This window comes from Allokutzneria sp. NRRL B-24872 (assembly GCF_002155965.1).
In the GTDB taxonomy this organism is placed as follows: Bacteria; Actinomycetota; Actinomycetes; order Mycobacteriales; family Pseudonocardiaceae; genus Allokutzneria.
The window spans coordinates 34,513-56,572 of record NZ_MUMH01000092.1 but is presented as its reverse complement, the minus strand read 5'-3'; the positions used below and the strand labels follow the sequence as shown (position 1 = coordinate 56,572).

General features: G+C 69.1%; 10 protein-coding genes. 4 read left to right on the top strand and 6 right to left on the bottom strand.

Translation table 11 applies throughout. The features are described from left to right. Positions 1-11,343, bottom strand: a complete 11,343-nt coding sequence (locus CCN37_RS23425; RefSeq protein WP_371504827.1) for an SDR family NAD(P)-dependent oxidoreductase — start codon at positions 11,341-11,343, stop codon at positions 1-3. A 362-nt stretch (positions 11,344-11,705) separates the two neighbouring features. Between CCN37_RS23425 and CCN37_RS23420 the strand changes: the two genes are divergently transcribed. Beyond that, a complete protein-coding gene (locus CCN37_RS23420; protein WP_086824656.1) occupies positions 11,706-13,370 on the top strand; it encodes an NAD(P)/FAD-dependent oxidoreductase in 1,665 nt (554 codons plus the stop codon). On the opposite strand, the gene CCN37_RS23415 is transcribed toward CCN37_RS23420, so the two are convergent. The 5 genes from CCN37_RS23415 to CCN37_RS23395 form a co-directional block, all read right to left on the bottom strand. Then, positions 13,360-14,295 carry a hypothetical protein gene (locus CCN37_RS23415; RefSeq protein ID WP_086824654.1) on the bottom strand — a complete coding sequence of 312 codons (936 nt, stop codon included), beginning with the start codon at positions 14,293-14,295 and terminating at the stop codon, positions 13,360-13,362. The two genes, CCN37_RS23420 and CCN37_RS23415, sit on opposite strands and share 11 nt — an antisense overlap. Next, positions 14,292-14,624, bottom strand: a complete 333-nt coding sequence (locus CCN37_RS23410; protein ID WP_086824652.1) for a PadR family transcriptional regulator — start codon at positions 14,622-14,624, stop codon at positions 14,292-14,294. The genes CCN37_RS23415 and CCN37_RS23410 overlap by 4 nt, the downstream gene beginning before the upstream one ends. Positions 14,625-14,702: 78 nt before the next feature. Continuing rightward, the gene (locus CCN37_RS23405) at positions 14,703-15,815 is read right to left on the bottom strand and encodes an HNH endonuclease signature motif containing protein (protein WP_086824650.1); all 1,113 of its coding nucleotides are present in this window, start codon (positions 15,813-15,815) and stop codon (positions 14,703-14,705) included. Positions 15,816-16,084: 269 nt separating this feature from the next. Then, positions 16,085-16,981 (bottom strand): class I SAM-dependent methyltransferase, encoded by an 897-nt coding sequence (locus CCN37_RS23400; RefSeq protein WP_246843247.1) that lies wholly within the window; start codon positions 16,979-16,981, stop codon positions 16,085-16,087. Between the two features lie 76 nt (positions 16,982-17,057). After that, a complete protein-coding gene (locus CCN37_RS23395) occupies positions 17,058-17,870 on the bottom strand; it encodes a carbon-nitrogen hydrolase family protein (protein WP_246843246.1) in 813 nt (270 codons plus the stop codon). 214 nt (positions 17,871-18,084) lie between these two features. Between CCN37_RS23395 and CCN37_RS23390 the strand changes: the two genes are divergently transcribed. The 3 genes from CCN37_RS23390 (at position 18,085) to CCN37_RS23380 (ending at position 22,058) form a co-directional block, all read left to right on the top strand. Next, positions 18,085-19,509 (top strand): class I adenylate-forming enzyme family protein, encoded by a 1,425-nt coding sequence (locus CCN37_RS23390; RefSeq protein ID WP_086824716.1) that lies wholly within the window; start codon positions 18,085-18,087, stop codon positions 19,507-19,509. 10 nt (positions 19,510-19,519) lie between these two features. Beyond that, positions 19,520-20,461: an ACP S-malonyltransferase gene (locus CCN37_RS23385; protein WP_086824646.1), complete on the top strand. Its 942-nt coding sequence runs from the start codon at positions 19,520-19,522 to the stop codon at positions 20,459-20,461. A 1,249-nt stretch (positions 20,462-21,710) separates the two neighbouring features. Further along, the gene (locus CCN37_RS23380) at positions 21,711-22,058 is read left to right on the top strand and encodes an RNA polymerase-binding protein RbpA (protein ID WP_086824644.1); all 348 of its coding nucleotides are present in this window, start codon (positions 21,711-21,713) and stop codon (positions 22,056-22,058) included. The last annotated feature ends 2 nt before the right edge of the window (positions 22,059-22,060 follow it).

Below are 22,060 nucleotides of genomic sequence, written 5' to 3'. Positions count from 1 at the left end.
TCAGGAAATGCCGAGTTCTCGTTCCAGGAAGTCCACGACCTCGTCGGCGGAGGCGTCCTCAAGTCCGCTCGCCTCCTGCTCGCCGGTGCCGGAGAACTTCGACACCAGTTCCTCGAGCCGCAACGTGATCGACAGCCGGCCGTCCGCGCCGACGGCGTCCAGGCTGGCTTCCAAGCGATCCAGCTCGGCCAGCACGGAAGCCGCCGACAGCGTGGTCGTCGCCGCGGGCGCCACGGTCTCCCGCAGGTGCGCCGCGAGCGTCGTCGCCGTCGGGTAGTCGAAGACAGCCGTCGCCGACAGCCGCACTCCGGTCGCGTTGGTGAGCCGGTTGCGCAGCTCCACCGAGGTCAGCGAGTCGAAGCCCAGCTCGGTGAACGCCTGCTCGGCGTCGATCGCCGAAGCACCGCTGTGCCCGAGCACCGCCGCCGCGTGCGAGCGCACCACGTCGAGCAGAATCCCTTCCTGCTCACCAGGAGTGAGCCCGGTCAGGCGCTGCGCGAGCGAGGACGCCTTGTCCTCCCCCGACTTCGCCGCGCGCCGCGCCGGAGCCCGCACGAGCCCGTGCAGGATCTGCGCCAGGTCGTTGTCCCGCGCGTAGGTCTGCAACGCGGCTCGGTCCAGCTTCACCGGCGCCGCGACGGTTTCACCGGTGGCGACGGCGGCGTCGAAGAGCGCCATGCCCTCGTCCTCGGTCAGCGCGCCGAAGCCTTCGCGAGCCATCCGCGCCAGGTCGGCGTCGGTCAGCCCGGCGCCCATGCCACCCGCCCACAGGCCCCAGGCCTGCGACTGCGCGGAAAGCCCTTGCGCACGGCGGTGTTCGGCGAGCGCGTTCAGGAAGGCGTTGGCCGCGCCGTAGTTCGCTTGGCCCGCCGTGCCCATCAGCCCGGTGATCGAGGAGAACAGCACGAACTGCGCCAGGTCGCGGTCGCGGGTCAGCTCGTGCAGGTGCCACGCCGCGTCCACCTTGGGCCGCAGTACCTTGTCCATGCGCTCCGGGTTCAGCGACGCCAACAGCCCGTCATCGAGCACGCCCGCCGTGTGGATGACCGAGCCCAGTCGCGGAATCTCGCTGAGCAGATCCGCGACAGCGTCCCGGTCGGCCACGTCGCACGCCACGACCCGCACCTGCGCGCCCATGTCGCTCAACTCCGCCGACAAGGCGGCCGCGCCTGGGGCCTCCAGACCGCGACGGCTGGTCAGCACCAAGTTTCGGGCGCCGTGCTGCACCAGATGCCGGGCAAGCACTCCGCCGAGCCCGCCGGTACCGCCGGTGATCAAGACCGCGTCCGCGGGGTCGACCGCGCGCGGCAGAGTCAGCACGACCTTGCCGATGTGCTTGGCCTGGCTGATGAACCGGAACGCCTCGGGCGCCTGCCGCACGTCCCACGCCTTGGTGGGCAGGGGCTTCAGCGCACCCTGAGCGAACAGCGCGTCCAGCTCGGCCCACATCTCGCCGATGCGCTCCGGGCCCGCGTCGATCAGGTCGAACGCGTGGTACTCGATACCGCCGGGTACGGAGTCCGCCGAGCGGACATCGGTCTTGCCCATCTCCACGAACCGGCCGCCCTCGGCGACCAGCCGCAGCGACGCGTCCACGAACTCACCCGCGAGCGCGTCGAGCACCACGTCAACGCCACTGCCACCCGTCGCGGCCCGGAAGGAGTCCTCGAACTCCAAGGTCCTGGACGACGCGATGTGCTCGATCCCCTGATCCCGCAACACATCCCACTTGCCCGGGCTCGCGGTGCCGAACACCGTCGCTCCCAGGTGCCGCGCGATCTGGGTCGCCGCCATGCCCACACCACCGGCCGCGGCGTGGATCAGCACCGACTCCCCAGCCCGCAACCGCCCGAGGTCTCGCAGGCCGTAGTAGGCGGTGAGGAACACCAGCGGGACCGCTGACGCCTCCTCGAAGCCCCAGCCCTGCGGAATCCGCGTCACCAGGCGGCGATCGGCGTCCGCGACCGGTGCGATACCGCCGATCACCAGGCCCATCACCCGATCACCCGGCTTGAGGTCGGTGACGTCGGCGCCCACGTCCAGCACCACGCCCGCCGCCTCGTTGCCGATGATCCCCGCGTCACCGGGGTACATGCCCAGGACCGTGAGCACGTCCCGGAAGTTCAGCCCGGCCGCGCGGACGCCGATCCGGACATCGCCGGGTGCGAGGGGTTCCAGTACCCCGGGGTTGGGCTCCAGTACCAAGTGGTCCAGAGTTCCCTTGCCCGAGATGCCCAAGCGCCACGCCTCGGTCCCCACCGGGGGCAGCACGCGGTCGTCCTTCGCGGGCACCAGTCTCAACCCGTACGCGGTGCCGTCCCGAACCACGATCTGCGACTCACCCGTGCCGAGCGCCTTGCCCAGGAGTTCGCTGTCGCCCTCGACCAGCACGAAGCGACCGGGGTTCTCCTGCTGCGCGGTGCGCACGAGCCCCCACGCGGTCGACGCCGCGAGATCACCGGGCTTGGTGTGCACCACGAGCTTCGAATCCTCCGAGGTCCACCCCTGCACGACATCCAGTACCTGGTGGGACACCGTGCGGGCCGCCGAGGGCACGTCGCCGTCCGCCTGCTCGATCGAGAGCACCACGTAGGGCGCCTCGCCCTCGCCGTGAGCAACCCATTCGACGTCTTCGCCCAGCTCGACCGGAACCCACTCCGGCCGGAACAGCTGGTCCGACTCCGTCTTCAGCTGCTCCGCCGACACCTCGCGCAACGCCAGCTCATCGACCGTCATGACCGGCGCGCCAGTGCCGTCGGCCAGCGCGATGGCCACAGAACCGTTGTCCCGCATGGAAAGCCGCACGCGCAGCTCGCTCGCTCCGGAGGCGTGCAGCGTGACCCCGCTCCACGAGAACGGCAGCGACGCGGGCGTGTCCTCGCCGATCCCGATCGCGTGCAACGACGCGTCGAGCAACGCGGGGTGCAGCCCGTACTTCGAGCCGTCGCCCTCACCGAGCGCGACCTCGGCGTACACGTCCTTACCGTGCCGCCACGCCGCGCGCAGCCCCTGGAACGTCGGCCCGTACACGAGCCCGGTCTCGGCGAGCGTTTCGTACTGGTCCTCGACGCCAATCGCCTCAGCGCCGGCGGGCGGCCATGTCGCGAAGTCGAACTCCGGCGCGGCACCGCCCGGCACGACCGTTCCCTTGGCGTGCAGCGTCCAGCCAACGCCGTCCTGCTTGCGGGAGTGAACGTTGACGCTCCGCCGACCGTCGTCGTCCGCCGACCCGATGTGCACCTGGACCTGAATGGCACCGGATTCCGGCAGGACGAGCGGCGCCTGGAGCATCAGCTCCTCAACGGTCCCGCACCCCGCCTCGTCCGCCGCGCGCACCGCGAGCTCGATCAGTCCAGCGCCGGGCACGAGCACCTGGCCCATGACAGCGTGATCCGCGAGCCAGCCGTGGGTGGACAGGGACAACCGCCCGGTGAACACGAACGCGTCCGAGTCCGCGAGAGCGACCGCCGCGCCGAGCAGCGGGTGATCGGCCGACGCGAGCCCGAGGCCCGTCGCGTCCCCGCCGGGGCCAGCCGCGCGGAGCCAGTAGCGCCCGTGCTGGAAGGCGTAAGTAGGCAGGTCGACACGCTGCGCTCCGGGGAACACCGCGTTCCAGTTGATACCGACTCCCGCCGCGTGCAGCTGCGCCAGCGCGGCCGTCGCGGTGATCTCCTCATCGCGGTTGCGGCGCAGCACCGGCACGAAGAGGCCGTCAGCGCATTCCGCGCCCATCGCGGAGAGGACGCCGTCCGGGCCGATCTCCACGAACTTCGTGACGCCTTCGGCGGCCAGGGTCGCGATGCTGTCGGCGAAACGCACCGCGTCCCGCACGTGCCGCACCCAGTACTCCGGATTCGACACCGGCTCCCCGAGCGCACCGGTCACGTTGGACACCAAGGGAATCGTGGGCTCGCCGTACGAGATCGACTCGGCCACCGCGCGGAAGTCCGCGAGCATGTCGTCCATCAGCGACGAGTGGAAGGCGTGCGACACGACCAGCTGCTTCGTCTTGCGGTCGTGGAACTGCGCCTCGACCACCAGCGCGGCCTCTTCGACACCCGAGATCACCACGGACGTCGGCCCGTTGATCGCGGCGATGTCCACACCGTCGACCAGTGCGGCGCGAACCTCGTCCTCGGTCGCCTGGATCGCGATCATGGCTCCACCGCTGGGCAAGGCCTGCATCAACCGACCACGAGCGGACACCAACCGCGCCGCGTCCGCCAACGAGAACACCCCGGCCACGTGCGCGGCGGCCAACTCACCGATCGAATGCCCGACCAGGTAGTCCGGCCGCACACCCCACGACTCCACCAACCGGTACAGAGCCACCTCAAGCGCGAAGATCGCAGGCTGCGCGTTCCCGGTCTGGTCCACATCCCCGGAGGCCGGGGGCAGCAGCGACCGCACCTCGTCATACGCGGCAGCGAACACCGGGAAGGCCGCGTACAGCTGGTCTCCCATGCCGAGCCGCTGAGAGCCCTGACCGGTGAACAGCAGCGCCAGCCGCCCCGTCACCGCAGACCCGCGCACAACATTCGGCGCAGACCCGCCAGACGCCAGAACGTCGAGCGCCGCAAGCAGTTCCTCGCGGGTAGAGCCCACGACCCCGGCGCGCACGTCCAGCGCTGCCCGTGCCGTGGCCAGCGAAAAGCCGATGTCGGCGAGGTTGCCCGAAGCCTCCCGGAGCCTCCGGGCCTGAGCTTGCACGGCCTCCTCGGTCTTGCCGGAGAGCACCCACGGCGTGACGGCCGGGACCGGCGTCTCCACCGGCGGGACGGAAGGACCCTGCTCCAGAATGAGGTGCGCGTTGGTACCGGAGATGCCGAACGACGACACCGCGGCCCGGCGCGGACGCTGTACCGCGGGCCACTCGACGGCTTCCGTCAAGAGGGAGACCGCGCCCGCTGACCAGTCGACGTGCGGGGTCGGCGCGTCCACGTGCAGGCTCTGCGGGAGCAGGCCGTTGCGCATCGCGTGCACCATCTTGATCACGCCCGCGACACCGGCGGCGGCCTGCGTGTGGCCGATGTTGGACTTGATCGAGCCGAGCCACAACGGCTTGTCCTCGAAGCGGTCCTGGCCGTAGGTCGCGAGCAGTGCCTGCGCCTCGATCGGATCGCCCAGCCGGGTCCCGGTGCCGTGCGCCTCCACAGCGTCCACATCGGACGGTCCCAACCCGGCGTTGGCCAGGGCCTGGCGGATCACCCGCTGCTGCGAAGGACCGTTCGGCGCGGTCAGACCGTTCGACGCACCGTCCTGGTTGATCGCCGAACCCCGCACCACCGCCAGCACCTGGTGTCCATTTCGGACAGCGTCCGACAGGCGCTCCAGCACCACCATGCCAACGCCCTCGGACCAGCTGGTCCCGTCTGCCGCCGCGGCGAAGGACTTGCTCCGCCCGTCAGCGGCGAGCCCGCGCTGGCGGGAGAAGTCCACGAAGGTCTCCGGCGTGGACATCACCGTCACCCCACCGGCCAGCGCCAGCGAGCACTCTCCCGACCGCAGCGCCTGCGACGCGATGTGCATGGCTACCAAGGAAGACGAGCAAGCGGTGTCCACGGTGACCGCCGGTCCTTCGAGCCCGAAGCTGTACGCGACGCGACCGGAGAGCACGCTCGCCGAGGTGCCCGTGCCGACGTAGCCCTCCACCTCTTCGGGGATCGAGCTGAGGCCGTGCGCGTAGTCGTAGTACATGATCCCGGCGAAGACTCCGGTGCTGCTGCCCTTGAGCGACATCGGGTCGATCCCCGCGCGCTCCAACGACTCCCACGACACCTCCAGCAACAGGCGCTGCTGCGAGTCCATCGCGATCGCCTCGCGCGGTGAGATCCCGAAGAACTCCGCGTCGAAGGCATCGGCGTCGTGCAGGAACCCGCCCTGGTCGGCGTACGAGGTACCACGGTGGTCCGGGTCCGGGTGGAACAGCGTTCCCAGATCCCATCCGCGATTGGTCGGGAAGCCGGAAATGCCGTCAGTGCTGTTCGCGACGAGGTTCCACAGGTCCTCCGGCGAGTTCACGCCGCCCGGGTACCGGCACGCCATGCCCACGATCGCGATCGGCTCGTCCAGCCCGACAGCCGCCGTGACCGTCTCCGCGACCGCCGTGTCCCCCACCAGCTCGGAACGGATGAACGCGGCGAGCGTCGCGGGCGCCGGGTAGTCGAAGACCAGCGTCGCCGGAAGCCGCAGCCCGGTCGCGCTGTTGAGCCGGTTGCGCAGCTCAACGGCGGTCAGCGAGTCGAAGCCGAGGTCGGTGAACGCCCGCTCCGGCTCGATGGCCTCGGTCGTCGCGTGCCCCAGTACCGAAGCGACCTGAGTCCGCACGAGGTCGAGCAGCGCACGATCCTGGTCGGCCGTCGACAGGCCAGCGAGCCGCTGCGCCAACGGGGAATCACCGCTGTCACCCTGCGCGACCCTCCGCGTCGAAGTCCGGACCAGGCCGCGCAGCAACGAAGGCACCGAGCCGTGCCGCGCGTGCGCCTGCAACGCGGCGGTGTCGAGCTTCATCGTGACCGTGACGGCGCGATCACCAGCAACAGCCGCGTCGAACAGGGCGAGACCGTCCTCTTCGGACAGTGCGCCGAAGCCCTGGCGCGCCGCACGGTCCACATCGGACTGAGCGAGCTGGCCGCCCATGCCGGAGGCCCACAGGCCCCACACGAGGGAGTGCGCGGGCAGCCCCTCGCCGCGCCGCTGAACGGCGAGCGCGTCGAGGTAGGCGTTGGCAGCGGCGTAGTTCCCCTGCCCAGCGCCCTCGAACAGGCCAGCCGTCGAGGAGAACAGCACGAACATCGAAAGATCGAGTTCACGCGTCAGCTCGTGCAGGTGCCACGCGGCGTCCGCCTTGGCGCGCATCACCTTCTCAACCTGCTCAGCGGTCAGCGAGGTGATCAGGCCGTCGTCAAGAACACCGGCGGCGTGCACGACACCGACGAGCGGCTTGTCCGCCGGGATCGCGTCCACCACGGACTCCAGCGCGCCGCGGTCAGCCGCGTCGCACGCGGCGATCGTGACGTCAGCCCCGAGCGCGGCAAGCGAAGCCTTGAGATCCGCCGCACCCGGCGCCGCACCACCGCGACGGCTCGTCAGCACCAGGTTGGTCACGCCGTGCTTGACCACCAAGTGCTTGGCCAGCAAGCCTCCCAGGCCGCCCGTGCCACCGGTGATCAGCACCGTGCCGTCGAGCACCGGCTGCTCGCCCCGCGCCACGACCTTCACCAACCGGGGCGCGAACAGCGAGCCGTCGCGCACGACGACCTGAGGCTCACCGGTCCCGACCGCGCGGCCGATGTCCTCCAGCGGACCGTCGACGAGCACGAATCGGTCCGGGTTCTCCGACTGCGCCGAACGGATCAGGCCCCACACCGCCGCGCCGCCGAGGTCAGCGCTCTCGGCAACCACGACGAGCTTCGATTCCGCGAACTTCGAGTCAGCCAGGAACTTTTGCACAGCAAGCAGAACGTGGTTGACGTCGTCACTCTGCAACACCACGACCGCAAGCGCCGAGTCGCCGACCGAGTCGAGCGCGGTCCACTCCACGGCCTCGCCCGGAGCCGCGACCGGAACCCAGTCCACGCCGTACAACGGATCGCTCGCCCGAAGCTGCTCGGCGGTGACCGCCCGCGACACCAACGACTCCACGGTGATCACCGGCGCGCCGCTCGCGTCAACCGCGTGCAGCGAGACCTCGTCGGCGCCGTCCGACGTCAGCTTCACGCGCAGGGCGGTCGCCCCAGTCGCGTGCAGCGTCACTCCGGACCACGCGAACGGCAGCCGCGCCTGACCGTTGTCCTCGCCGACCCCGCCGAGCCCCATCGCGTGCAGCGCGGAGTCCAACAATGCCGGGTGCAGCCCGAACTCCGAATCGCCTTCCACAGCGACCTCGGCGTACACGTCGTTGCCCTGAGCCCACACGGAACGCAGTCCCTGGAACAGCGGCCCGTAGGTCAGTCCGGTGGCGGCCAGCTCCTCGTACACGCCGTCCAACGACACGGCCTTGGCACCGGCGGGCGGCCACTGCGACGGCGCGAACGAGGGCTCTCCCGCTTGCACGGCAAGGGTTCCCGACGCGTGCTGAACCCAGTCCTCGTGCCGCGAGTGGATGCTGAGCGCGCGCCGACCGGTCGAGTCCGGCGGCCCCACCCACACCTGCACCTGCACGGAACCGGATTCCGGCAGGGTCAGTGGCGCCTGGAGCGTCAGCTCCTCCACCTGCGCGCACCCGGCCTCGTCGGCCGCGCGCACGGCCAGCTCGACCAGAGCGGTACCGGGTACCACGACGCGGTCCAGTACCACGTGGTCCGCCAGCCAGGGGTGCGTCGCCAGCGAGAGCCGGCCCGTGAGCGCGTATCCGTCCACGTCGACCAGCGGAACCGCCGCGCCGAGCATCGGGTGATCAGCGGCGCCGAGCCCGAGCGACGCGAGGTCACCGGTCACGGCCGAGCCCTTGAGCCAGAAGTGCTGGTGCTGGAAGGCGTAGGTCGGCAGATCGACCTTGCGCGCGTCGGCCGGGAAGAACGCCGCCCAGTCGACGTCAACGCCCCGGACGTGCAGCTGCGCGAGCGCGGCCAGCACCTCCGGCTCCTCCGGCCGGTCCCTGCGCAGCGCCGAGCGGAACACGACGTCCGAGCCCGACACGCTCTCCTGGGCCATCGCGGTGAGCACGCCGTCGGGGCCGAGTTCCAGACAGGTCGTGACCCCAGCTGATTCCAGGGTCTGCACGCCGTCGTGGAAGCGCACAGCGGCGCTGACGTGCTGGACCCAGTACTCCGGGGAACTCAGTTCCGCGCCGACCAGCTGCCCGGTCACGGTCGAGACGAACGGGATCGTCGGCTCGGAGTACTTCAGCAGCGCGGCCAGTTCGCCGAACTCGCGCAGCATCGGCTCCATCAGCGGCGAGTGGAAGGCGTGGCTGACGGTGAGCCGCTTCGACTTCCCCTTCCACGCCTCGCCGATCCCGACGACCACGTCCTCGGCACCGGAGATCACAACGGACGTCGGCCCGTTGACCGCCGCGATCCCCGCGAGCTCGTGCCCGGCGAGGAGTTCGCGAGCCTCTTCCTCCGTGGCCCGCAACGACACCATCGCCCCACCGGCGGGCAGGGCCTGCATCAGCCGCCCGCGCGCGGCGACGAGCGTCGCGGCGTCCTCCAGGTTCAGCACGCCGGCGATGTGCGCGGCCGCGATCTCGCCGATGGAGTGCCCGGCCACGAAGTCCGGCCGCACACCCCACGACTCCAGCAGCCGGTACAACGCCACCTCAAGCGCGAACAACGCGGGCTGCGCAAAAGCCGTCTGGTTCAGCAGTTCGGCCTCGGAGTCACCTTCTTCGGCGAACATCACGTCGAGCAGCGGAAGATCGAGCTGAATGTCGAGGTAGCCGCACGCCTCGTCGATGGCGTCGGCGAACACCGGGAACCGCTCGTACAGGTCCAAGCCCATCGCCCAGCGCTGCGAACCCTGCCCGGTGAACAGGAACGCGAGCTTGCCCGGCGAGACCACGCCCCGCACGGTCGGCTCGGCGAGCCCGGCCAGCAGCTCGTCCCGCCCAGAACCGATCACCACGGCACGGTGGTCGAGTGCCGCGCGAGTGGTGGCCAGCGACAACCCGACGTCGGATGGCCGGAGCTGGATGTTCTCGTCCACAAAGGACTGAAGCCGCTCCGCCTGCGCGTCGAGCGCCTCGGCGGTCTTGCCCGAGATCACCCACGCGGTCGGAGTGAGCCGCGCACGCAGCGCGCCCTCCGGCTCGGCAACCTCGTGGACCGCCGGAGGCTGCTCGATGATCACGTGCGCGTTGGTGCCGGAGATGCCGAACGACGACACCGCGGCCCGGCGCGGACGCTGTACCGCGGGCCACGTGACGGCTTCCGTCAAGAGGGAGACCGACCCCGTCGACCAGTCCACCTGCGGCGTCGGCGAGTCGATGTTGAGCGACTTCGGCAGCACCCCGTGCCGGATCGCCATGATCATCTTGATCACGCCCGCGGCACCCGCGGCGGCCTGCGCGTGCCCGATGTTGGACTTGATCGACCCCAGGTACAGCGGTTCGTCACGATCCCTGCCGTAGGTCGCGAGCAGCGCCTGCGCCTCGATGGGATCGCCGAGCCGCGTCCCGGTGCCGTGCGCCTCAACGGCGTCGACGTCCGATGTGGACAGTCCACCGCTGGCGAGCGCGTCGCGGATGACCCGCTGCTGCGCGAGCCCGTTCGGCGCGGTCAGCCCGTTCGACGCGCCGTCGGAGTTGATCGCCGAGCCCCGCACGATCGCGAGCACCTGGTGCCCGTTGCGGACAGCATCGGAAAGCCGTTCCACCACAAGGATTCCGACGCCCTCGCCCCACCCGGTGCCGTCTGCCGAGGCGGCGAAGGACTTGCAGCGCCCGTCCTGCGCCAGGCCCCGCTGGCGCGAGAACGCGGTGAACGTGCCAGGGCTGCCCATCACCGCGACGCCACCCGCCAGCGCGAGGTCGCACTCCCCCGACCGCAGCGACTGAGCCGCCACGTGCAGTGCGACCAGCGAGCCGGAGCACGCGGTGTCCACGGTGAACGTCGGACCTTCCAGGCCGAACAGGTAGGCGATGCGCCCCGACACCACGCTCGGCGCGTTGCCGGTCATCAGGTGGCCTTCGAAGCCTTCGGGAGCTTCGAACAACCGGGGCCCGTACTCCTGCGGCTCAACGCCGACGAACACGCCGGACCGACTGCCGCGCAAGGTGTTCGGGTCGATGCCCGCGCGCTCAAGGGCTTCCCAGGACGCTTCGAGCACCAGGCGCTGCTGCGGGTCCATCGCGGTGGCTTCACGCGGCGAGATCCCGAAGAACTCGGCGTCGAACTCGCCCGCGCTGTGCAGGAATCCGCCCTCGCGCGCGTAGGTCTTGCCGGGCTTGTCCGGGTCCGGGTCGTAGAGCCCGTCCACGTCCCACCCGCGATCGGTCGGGAAGCCGGTGATCGCGTCGACGCCCTCGGCCACCACGCGCCACAGTTCCTCCGGGGACTCCGCCCCACCGGGGAAACGGCACCCGACACCGACGATCGCGATGTCCTCGCCCGGTGCGACGGCCCTCGGCGGCGCGACCTCCTCCGGCTCGTCACCCGAACCCAGACGCCTGGCCAGCGCGGCGGGGGTGGGGTGGTCGTAGACGACGGTCACCGGCAGGTCCAGCCCGGTCGCCGCGACCAGGCGCGCGTGCAGCTCGACCACCGCCAGGGAGTCGAAGCCGAGTTCGAGGAAGGTCAGCCGTGCGTCGAAGCCCGGCGCGTGCGGAAGCATGTCGCGCAGGACCCCGGTCGTGACCGTCCGGACCAGATCGTCGAACTCGCTCATCAGCGCACTCCACAACTACATCGGCGGGCCAGTGTTTAGCGGAAACCGCACGCTCTTATGTATGACAAGTGCGGAATGCGTTCTCAACCTACCTTCGGGCAACGAACACAACCGAGGGGTCGTCGCTCCACCGCCGACCCATTCCTCGGTAATTCGGACCCCATCAGCGCAGGTCAACGAGTGCAGTCTAAGCGATGCCCCCCACGAAGAGCACTGGTCATACGCCTACTGATCCGGGCATCACCTGGGCCGAGTTTCCCGTTGATGGGCGAGGCGCGGAACACCGGTCCTACACATTCACGCGGCCTGAGTTTTACGTTGGGAATCGCCGCCTCACCTTTGTCAGGTCGTTTTTCCAGTTCGGAGGAGGTACCCCGATGGTCTCGACGCACGCCGACGAGGACGACCAGCCGACGCCGACCACGGTGCTGTGCCCCGACTTCCCGTTCGCCTACGACGACTGGGTCCGCCATCCCGCCGGACTCGGCGAGCTGCCCGCGCACGCGCTCGGCAGCGAGGTCGCGGTCATCGGCGGCGGGATCTCCGGCCTGGTGACCGCCCACGAGCTGATGAAGCTCGGGCTGCGCCCCGTCGTCTACGAGGCCGAGCAGCTCGGCGGCCGGATGCGCTCGGTCGGTTTCGAGGGCCATCCCGATGCCAAGGCCGAGATGGGCGCGATGCGCTTCCCCCCATCGGCGACGCTGTTCCACTACGTCAACAAACTGGGACTGAGGACCAAGCCGTTCCCGAACCCACTTTCACCCGCGACACCGAGCACCGTCGTGAACCTGCGCGGCGAGTCGCACTGGGCGCGCACGCAGGAGGATCTTCCCGAGGTCTACCAGCAGGTCTCCGACGCGTGGGCGAAGGCATTGCAGGAGAAGGCCGACATGTCGCTGATGGAGGACGCGATCGCGCGCCGCGACGTGGCCACCATCAAGGCGCTGTGGAACCACATGGTTCCCGAGCTGGACAACCAGTCCTTCTACGGTTTCCTGGCGTCCTCGGCGGCGTTCTCCTCCTTCGAGCACCGCGAGATCTTCGGCCAGGTCGGCTTCGGCTGCGGCGGCTGGGACACCGACTTCACCAACTCGATGCTCGACATCCTGCGCGTGGTCTACACCGAGGCCAGTGACCGCCACCACCGGATCATCGGTGGCTGCCAACAGGTTCCGGTCGGACTCTGGGAGTACCAACCGGATTCGCTCGCGCACTGGCCCGCCGGCACGTCACTGGCGTCGCTGCACGGCGGCTCCCCTCGCCCCGCCGTGGTCAGCATCGACCGCACGCCTTCCGGCTACGTCGTCGAGGACACCAGCGGTGCGGTCCGTGAGTTCGCTGTCGCCGTGTACACCGCGCAGAGCTGGAACCTGTTGTCCCGCATCAAGAGCGATCCCGCGCTGCTGCCGCAGTCACTGTGGACCGCCGTGGAGCGCACGCATTACATGGGTTCGTCGAAGCTGTTCGTGCTGACCGATCGCCCGTTCTGGCGGGACATCGACCCCGAGACCGGCCGCGACGTCATGAGCATGACGCTCACCGACCGGTTGCCGCGCGGGGTCTACCTCTTCGACGACGGACCCGACAAGCCCGGCGTGATGTGCTTGTCCTACACGTGGAACGACGATTCCCTCAAGGTCGCCACGCTCACGGCGGACGAGCGCCTCGACGTGATCTTGGCTTCGCTGCGCCACATCTACCCCGATGTCGACATCCGCTCGCACATCATCGCGCCGCCGGTCACCATCACCTGGGAGACCGAGCCGCACTTCATGGGCGCGTTCAAGTCGAGCCTGCCCGGCCACTACCGCTACCAGCGGGAGCTGTTCACCCACTTCATGCAGGCCGATTTCGCCGAGCAGCACCAGGGCTTCTTCATGGCCGGTGACGACGTCTCCTGGGTGGCCGGCTTCGCCGAGAACGCCGTGACCACCGCGCTGAACGCGGTGTGGGGCGTGCTCAAGCACCTCGGCGGCGCGACCCACCCCGACAACCCCGGCCCCGGCGACCTCTTCGACGAGCTGGCCCCGCTCAGGATCTGACCCGTGGTGGCAGCGCCGCGATGGCGAAGAGCAGGGACAACGCCAGACACATCCAGGTGGTGTCCTCATCGGCCACGTCGAACACGACAGCGCTGAGCAGGAGCGCCGCCATCAGGGCGTTCTGGGCCCGCCCGGAACGCCACCACGGCGGCCGAGCCGGTTCGTGCCCGGCCAGTTCCGCCGCGTACTCCTCGGCAGGACCGAACTCCTCCTCGGCCGTGTTCCCGCTGGCCGCGAGGTGCTGCCCCGCCTCCGCGGCCAGTTCCGCCGCCCGCCTGCGAGGAATGTCGTGCCGTCCTTCGAGGAGCCCCGCCAGGCGCTTCTCCCAGTCGCTCGCCCCGGTGTTCAGCGCGCGGGGTTCGTACCGCGAACCCCACCACACCACCAGAATCCCGAGCGCCGCGACGACCGGCACCGGCAGGCTCCCGATCGGTGTCTTCGGCAGCGTCGTGAAGGCCAGCGCCGCGAGCACGACGAGCACCCCGACGCCCGCGAAGGCCCACACCACCGCCCGTGGCCGCCCGCTGGGCCGCAGCTCGAACCCCGTGACCATCGCCCCGGCCGCCGCCGCGATCCCCAGCACCGCGCCCACCGACCCCGCCAGGGTCAGCGGCACCATGAGGCCCACCTCCAGCCACAACACCAGGCAGAGCACCAGAACCTGTACCCCGAGCAGGATGATCAACACTCGTCGCCGACTCCGCGCGGTCATCCCGTCCCGGTCGCGCTCGGCCCGCTCAGCGGCCGGAACCCGTTCCACGGCAACAGAAACGGCGAACTCCTCCGGCGTCCCGAACGCCGTTTCGGGCTCCTCGCCGCTCTCGGAGCAGTGTTGTTCCACCTCGTCCAGCACCGTGTCGGCCAGCTCGCGCCCCACCCCGTTCCTGGCCAGCGCCAGTCGCGCGCGATCGTCCCACTCGCTCATGCCCGATCCTTCCCCACGAGGCGATCCATCGCGACGGAGAAGTCCTGCCAGCGCTCGGTTTCCGCCAGCAGCCGCTCGTGCCCGACCGGGGTCAGCCGGTAGACCTTGCGCCCCGGCCCGCCCTGCCCGGCGACCCACTCCGCCTCGACGAGGCCAGCGGTTTCCATCCGCCCGAGCACCGGGTAGAGGGCTCCGCCCCTGATGGTGCCCAGTCCCAGTTCGGAGATCCGCTGGATCAGCGCGTACCCGTGCCGGTCGCCTTCCGCGAGCACCGCCGCGAGCACCAGCTCCAGGGTCCCGCGCAGCCATCCCACCGCCGCGTCCGCCACTGTTCCCTCTCCAGAGTAATCACCATTCAGTACTAGTCCTGATTCAGACTAGCACTTGCGCGGCGACCCCCGCAGGCCTCAGAACGGCGCCGGTTCGGCAATGGGCGTGGGGTGGACGTCTTCGGTCTTCCCGCTCGGAGTGGTCCAGGTGTGCGTCCCGTCGTCTTGGTTGGTGCAGGTCCAGTTGGAGTGGGTCTTCATGCGGTGATGCCGACGGCACTTCGGCCGGAGGTTGTCGAGTGTGGTGTTGGTGCCGTTGTAGCGGCGGCAATGGTCCAGGTCGCAGCGGTGTGCGGGTTGGTTGCAACCGATGGCCATGCAGGTCGGGTACCTGGCGGCGATCAACTCGCGTTGTTTGGCGGTGGGCCGGTAGGCGTTGCTGATCTCTTCAGCGGCGCCGGTGGCGGGGTCGGTGAGGATGCGTTTCCAGACTCCGCCTGCTGCGATTTCGCGGGCGATGGGTGCGGGGATGGGGCCGTAGCCGCCGAGGATGGCGGGGTCCTGGGTGAGGCCGAGGGCTGAGGTGATCGGCATCGTCAGGTAGACCATCGTCTGACCTTGCGGAGCAGGAGTGTCGTTGCCCAGCAACAGATCCCGTGCGATGTCGGAGCGCTTCTGGTCCAGGGTGCGGTCATCTTTCGGGAGGGAGCGGGCGATGCGGTTGATGTGGTCATAGACCATCGCCGCATCATGAGCCGTCATCAACACACGCAGCAGGGCCATGCCGTCGTCCTGGTTGATCTTCTCCACCAACCGGGTCTTGCGCTTCTCCTGGAAGCGGCGCTCAGCAGCGGTCGGGTCGAGTCGGTGGATGAACCGGACCGCGTACTGACGGGTCGTGGAGTACGGGTTCTTCTCCGCATGCGCCAACAACGCCTCCTCGGCGATCGCCGCATGCACCACCGAGAGGACTCGGAGCAGGTCGATGATCATGAGCGCTTTGCCCTCATCGACTCGACCTTCGGCCAACGCCCGCAACACTCCCGGACGAGAGGTCAAGTCCGTCGCCCGGTCGATCAACCGGGCTGCCTTGACCCGCGATACCCGGAGTTCACGCATCAGGATCTCCTCGGAAAATTCCTGGTCGCGTGGATCAAGGTCAGAAATGTAGTCGAGCAGAGTCACGGAGAAATCAGCTACGGCCTTGCCTATGTCCGTGAACGCTGTTTTGAGAACAACATCAGGGTCCATGCCCCTATTCTACGCCGATAAAATAGGCGATCATGGCTCTAAAGGATGAATTCCCAGGCGCCCGCCACGCCGAAAAAAGCAACCCCCACCTAACGCAAGGCGCACACGAAACGGTCGGCTTTACCTGGGGTGCGCGTGCCATACGCTTGTTCGCGTGGGCCGGGATTCATCCCGTGCCCGCCCGGTCAATGAGGGCACGCGCAAGGGGCCCCAGGTCAAGCCGACCCCACCGCTGGAACCAGCGAACCAAAGAAACAAGAGAACCAAGATCACTTGTACGCGGTAACAGCGGCCATCCGATCCGCCCACCAATAAGTGCAGTCCGCAGGCGGCTGCAACCCCGTCACCAACTCCACCTTGAACGACGAGAAGTGCTCCAGCAGCAACCGCTGATGCGCCCGGCTCAACGAGTCGATCTCGTTCGTGTAGTAAGAGAAGATCCCCCCAGGCTTCAGGTGCGCCGCCGCGGCCGGGAAGAAGTTCGCCGCCAGCGTCACCTCCTTCGGCCCCAACGTCTTCACGAACTCGTCCTCGTTCGTCGGGTACGTGTCGTACAGGATGCCGTCGAACTGCCCCAACCCACCGATGACATCCTGCCAAGCACCAAATGCCAACCGAATATCAGAACCAGCCCGCGAAGCGCGCCACGCGGCGAACCGCTCCGCCACACCCTCGTTGATCTCGATGATGGTGTGCGACCGAACTCCGCACTCCTGCACGTACCCGGCCGAGATCCCCATTCCGAAGCCGACTTCGAGAATGTCGCCCTTGCTCTCGCACGCGTTCACCGCGAGCTTGTGCATCAGCGGGTGCTCCCAGTCCTGCATCACCTGCTGCCCCTCGATCAGCAGCTGCGAGGAATCGCTGTAATCCGCCCCGCTCGACGACCAGTCACTCCTGATCAGCGGTCGCGAGGCACCATCTACGAACACCTGCTGAATCGCATCCAAATGACGGAGGTCCGCCGCGAACTCCGCGACCGCTCGGCCGAGCAGCAGGTTGCGCTGACCGTTTCCCTTCGCCCGCAGGAAATCCGGGCGCTTCATGTCGACCTCAACGGTGAAGTCGGTGAACGTCCGACGCATGTGCACGCTCCCAGCAATCGAGTTTGTCCCTGCTCGAAAGCTAGGCGGCGGAACCGGACAAAAGCGAGAACGGTGCGGCACCGGAGGCGAACCGCGCGGGTGCCCACTCGGGTTCCCCCGCGCTGATTACCGCCCAGTGGGTCAGGAGTTCAGGGGGTCAGGAGTAGAGCCCCGGGCGCCGGTCGGTGAGGTAGGTGGTCTCCGCGCGCGCCTTGTCCACCAGCGACAGGTCGAGGTCGGCGAGCACGAGCCCTTCGCCGGAGTCGAGCCCGGCGACGACGATCCCGTCCGGGCCGACGACGCGGGTGCGGCCGCAGTAGCTCAGTTCGCGCTCGCTGCCGACCCAATTGGTGTAGGCGAGGAAGAGCTGGCTCTCGAACGCGCGCGCGGGCACGAGCGTCTGCGCGACGAAGTCCCACGGCGACATCAGCGCGGTCGGCACCAGCAGCAGCCGTGTGCCCGCGAGCGCGTGCGCGCGCACCGATTCGGGGAATTCCACGTCGTAGCAGATGACGATTCCGACCGGGACGCCGTCGAGTTCGGCGCGCACCACACCGGTGTTACCGGCACTGAACGCATTCCGGTCGATATCGCCGAAAAGGTGCGCCTTGCGGTAAGTCGCCAGCTCCGATCCCGAGGAATCGACCAAACGCGCGGAGTTGTACACCTGTTCCCCGGAAAGCTCCGGCCACCCGTGCACGATCGCGATGCCCGCGCTCGCCGCGATCTCGCTGACCGCCTCGCACATGGCGCCGTCGACCGGTTCGGCCAGCTGGCGCAGCCTGCGCGCGCCGAGGTGGTAGCCGGTCAGCGACATTTCCGGCGTGACCAGCAACGACGCCCCGGAATCCGCCGCCTCGCGGGCACGCTCAGCGAGCGCGAGAAGCGTCGTGGGCACGTCGGTTCGGCGGGCGGTGGCCTGCCAGCAGGCGATCCTCATCGAGTGCGTTCCCTTCGCGGCGAATTCCACGGCGAACACTATCAGCAGCACCCTGCGAGTTACTTCACGATGGGCGCCGGGTGGAACGCCACCCCTTCAGCGCTTCCCGGCACGGGCATAACCTCGGATTTGGCGATACTTGACCGGACATGGGTCAAGGCGTCGACGTCGAACGACGGATCACCTGATTCTTCTTCCGAGGGGTATCCGCCTCGATCAGGACCAGGAAAGGAGTTCGATAGTGATGTCTCCAGGGAAGTCCGCGAAGATCTTCGCGCCCGACGCGGTGCTGACGGTGGCCGAGTTCGAGCGGTCGGCGCTGCGGGTGGCCGACGCGCTGCGCGACCGCGGCATCGGTTACGGCGACCGCGTGCTGCTCAAGGCGGACAACTCCGTCGCCTACCTCTCGACCCTGTTCGCCCTGATGCACCTGGGCACCTCGGTGGTGCTCGTGGACCACCAGGAGAAGCCCGACCAGACGCAGCGCACCTCGCGCCAGTCCGGGGTCAAGCTGGTCATCGTCGACGAGGACGCCCCGATCGCGGTCGGCGAGCAGGTCGTCTACACCTACGAGCTCGCCGTTTCCGCAGCCGGCCGCGAGCCGATCGATGAGCGGCTGGACTTCAGCGCGTGGGAGAAGCTGCCGGACGCGCTGATCATGTGGTCCTCCGGTTCCACCGGCGTGCCCAAGGGCGTGGTGAAGAACGGCGGGCGCTTCCTCAAGAACCTCCAGCGCAACGCCGACCTGGTCGGGCACAACTCCGGCGACGTGCTGCTGCCGCTGCTGCCGTTCAACCACCAGTACGGCCTGTCCATGGTGTTGATCTCGCGGCTGGTCGGCTGCTCGCTGGTGATCGCGCCGTACCGCAGGCTCGACCGCGCGCTGCGCATCGCCGGGATGACCGGCGCGACCGTGGTGGACGCCGCGCCGTCGACCTACCGCAGCATCCTCAACATCGTCGGCAAGCGCCCGAGCGCGGTCGGCGAGTTCAGCAACGTCCGCATGCTGTGCAGCGGCGCCGCCCCGCTGGAGCCGGGCCTGGTCGAGCGCGCGGTCGAGACCTTCGGGATGCCGCTGCTGGACAGCTACGGCAGCACCGAGATGGGCAACGTCGCCTTCGCCACCGTCGACAACCCCGTCGGCGCCGGCCAGGCCGTCGCCGGACTCCAGATGCGGATCACCGCCGAGGACGGCGCCGTGCTGCCCGCCGGGGAGATCGGCGAGATCGAGGTGCTCGACCCGGACCTGATGGAGGGCTACCTCAACGCCGACGGCGCGATCGAGCCGGTCGGCCGCGACTGGTACAAGACCAACGACTTCGGCTACCTCGACGAGCACGGCAACCTGTTCATCGCCGGGCGCAAGATGGCCGTGCACCGCAACGGGCACACGCTGCACCCGGAGATCATCGAGCACGGCCTCGCCGCCAAGGGCTGCGTCGCCAAGATCGTGGCGACCCCGTGCGAGCGCAGGGGCTCCAGCCTGACCTTCTTCGTCCAGGACGAGCACGGCCGCGACAGCGGGTACTGGCGCGAGCTGATCTGCTCGGTGCTGCCGCCCTACGAGCAGCCGAACCGGGTGAGCGTGCTGGAGCGCTTCCCGCTCAACCGCAACGGCAAGTTCGACCGCAAGCAGCTCGAAGCGCTCGCCGTCGCCGAAGCGGCCTGAGGGGGTCGGCATGAGCACCGCGATCGTCTTCCCCGGGATGGGTCCCTCGCGCTTCTCCGAGGTCGGCCGGTTCATGATGGTCAGCCCGTACGCCAGGCGCAGGCTCGCCGACGCGGACGCCGCGCTCGGCTTCTCCGTGCTGGAGGCGCTGCGCGACTCCGGTGACGGCTACACGGCCGCCTCGCAGGTCGCCTTCGTGGTCAACTCGCTGGCCATGGCGGACTGGGCCGAGGACGTCCTCGGCGAGCGGCCGGAGCTGTGCGTCGGCCCCAGCTTCGGCGAGCGCGCCGCTGCGACCTACTCCGGCGCCCTGCCCTTCGCCGAGCTCGTGCGCCTGACCGCCGAACTGGCCGCGTGCGAGCTGGAGTACTACCGCACCGAGCACTCCGATCTCGTCAGCCAGTTCATCGTGCGCACGCCGCTCGCGGGACTGCGCGAGGTGCTCGCCGGGATGACCGAGCGCGGCGAGTGGCACGAGGTCTCCGCGTACTTCGACGAGGACGTCCACCTGGTCACCATGGCCGAGCAGCACCTGGACGGCTTCAAGCGGCACGTCCGCGAGCTGGGCGGCTACTCGCTCACCACGATGAGCCCGCCCGCGCACGCCCAGGTCCTGCAACCGCTGCGCAAGCGCATGCAGGACGAGGTGTTCCCGCGCTTCTCCTTCACCCCGCCCGCGGTGCCGGTGATCTCCGACCAGGACGGCTCACTGGTGACCACCGGGACCGACGTGCGGAACCTGCTCGTCGACTCCGTGGTGAACCAGGTGCACTGGGGCCACATCACGCGGACCCTCGTGGAGCAGGGCGTCACCCGGCTCTGCATCGCGGGCCCGGACCTGCTGATCCACCGCCTCGGCACGTTGAAGAAGACCTTCGAGCTCGTCTCGGTCGGTCCGAAGGACGCGATGCGCCCTCGTCGCCCTGCCCGGCGACACGTCGCGGCCCACTGAGGCCGGCCGCGAAGGGCCCCGGACGCGCCCCCCGGGGCCCTTCGCGGTGGACAGCGGGGGTTGGGCGTGCTTGAGGACCGGTGAACGCGCCGAGCGCCGTTGGGCAGCTCCCCGTTTCGTACTCATAACGGTCTTCAAGAGCGTTTTCTCCCGCTATGAGTACGAAACGGGTACTTCGGCGGCCCCTACTCGCGATCAGGTGCGCGGGCGGGTGGAGTGCGCGGACGCGGTTCACGCGGCCAGCGAAGGAGATCTCCGTCCTCAGGATCGCTACGCGGTCGGCCGTTACGGCACACTTCGGCGCGGCGCGCGCCTGAACCGATACGGGTGCGCCGCGCCGCCGAGTGTCCACAGAGGACGGTTGAGCGTCGCCGCGCGCGTGCGAGGGTGGCTTTCGCACGCCTGGGGAACCCCCACTGTCAACGATGTCGCGGATGGTCGGGAATCCACAAGGCGGACAAGGGGTCCGGGCGGTTCTCCACTCCGGGAACAAATCCGGTGCGCGCGTGGTTAGCATCGGTGTGACCGGCCTCGCGTGGGCCGGGCGCGGCGTCCGACCACAGCGACACCCGAACACGGCGACACCGGGCCACGGCAGCACAGGGCCACGGCGACGTCTGACCACAGTGGACGGTGTTGCGGTCCGGTCACGTGAAGGTCACCACGCGTGCCCATCCGGTTTCGGCGCGGCCACGCCGATGGGTGTTCAGGGGCACAATCCGCGAGACGCCCGCGGCAGACGGCGGAAGGGCTGGGACCGGACGACCCCGGGGGACGCGGCGATGGACGACGGACGGCGGGACCGGCACCGACGATCGGGTGCGGGAGCGGCCGGGCCGGTTAACGGAGCGCGGCGGCGAGGTACCCGCTGCCGATGACACGGAGCGTAGAAGGGCAGTCGGCAAGCGTGCCACTACGCTGTGTGATGAAAATCAAAGGTTGTAGCCCGAATGAACTAAGGGCGACCCGGCGCGAGCAGTCCAGTTTGGCGAACTACACCTCACCCAGCTCGCACCTTTTACAGTAGGGTTCCCCCGTTTGGGTGGACCCGTAGCTGAAGGGGCGGATAACGCGTCACACCTGCCGCGCGATGACATCCCTACATGTGTGGCCCTCGTTGACCGGTGAACTACATCACTGAGGGCGACCGATTGACCAGCACGGGAACGACAGAGCTCCCTCCGTCGTTGCACTCAGTAAGCACGACACTCAAGGCGGGCGGCCTTGAGCCGAGCGAAAGGACACCGTCATGGCCGACCGCGTACTGCGGGGCAGCCGGCTCGGGGCGGTCAGCTACGAGACCGATCGGGACCACGACCTCGCACCACGCCGCACCATCAGGTACGCCTGCCCGAAGGGACACGACTTCGACGTGCCCTTCGCCGACGACGCCGAGCTCCCACCCATCTGGGAGTGCCGTCTGCACGGGCTGGAGTCCAAGCTGATCGACGGCAAGGAGCCCGAGCAGAAGAAGAGCAAGCCGCCGCGCACGCACTGGGACATGCTGCTGGAGCGGCGTTCCATCGCCGAGCTGGAGGAGCTGCTCTCCGAGCGGCTCGAGCAGCTGCGCGGCAGGCGCACGCGTTCCAGCGCCTGACA

Excerpts from the sequence above, each read along its gene's own strand:
- CCN37_RS23380 (WP_086824644.1), top strand. The coding sequence starts at position 21,711 with ATGGCCGACCGCGTACTGCGGGGCAGCCGGCTCGGGGCGGTCAGCTAC.
- CCN37_RS23420 (WP_086824656.1), top strand. The coding sequence starts at position 11,706 with ATGGTCTCGACGCACGCCGACGAGGACGACCAGCCGACGCCGACCACG.
- CCN37_RS23385 (WP_086824646.1), top strand. The coding sequence starts at position 19,520 with ATGAGCACCGCGATCGTCTTCCCCGGGATGGGTCCCTCGCGCTTCTCC.
- CCN37_RS23390 (WP_086824716.1), top strand. The coding sequence starts at position 18,085 with ATGTCTCCAGGGAAGTCCGCGAAGATCTTCGCGCCCGACGCGGTGCTG.
- CCN37_RS23405 (WP_086824650.1), bottom strand. The coding sequence starts at position 15,815 with ATGGACCCTGATGTTGTTCTCAAAACAGCGTTCACGGACATAGGCAAG.
- CCN37_RS23415 (WP_086824654.1), bottom strand. The coding sequence starts at position 14,295 with ATGAGCGAGTGGGACGATCGCGCGCGACTGGCGCTGGCCAGGAACGGG.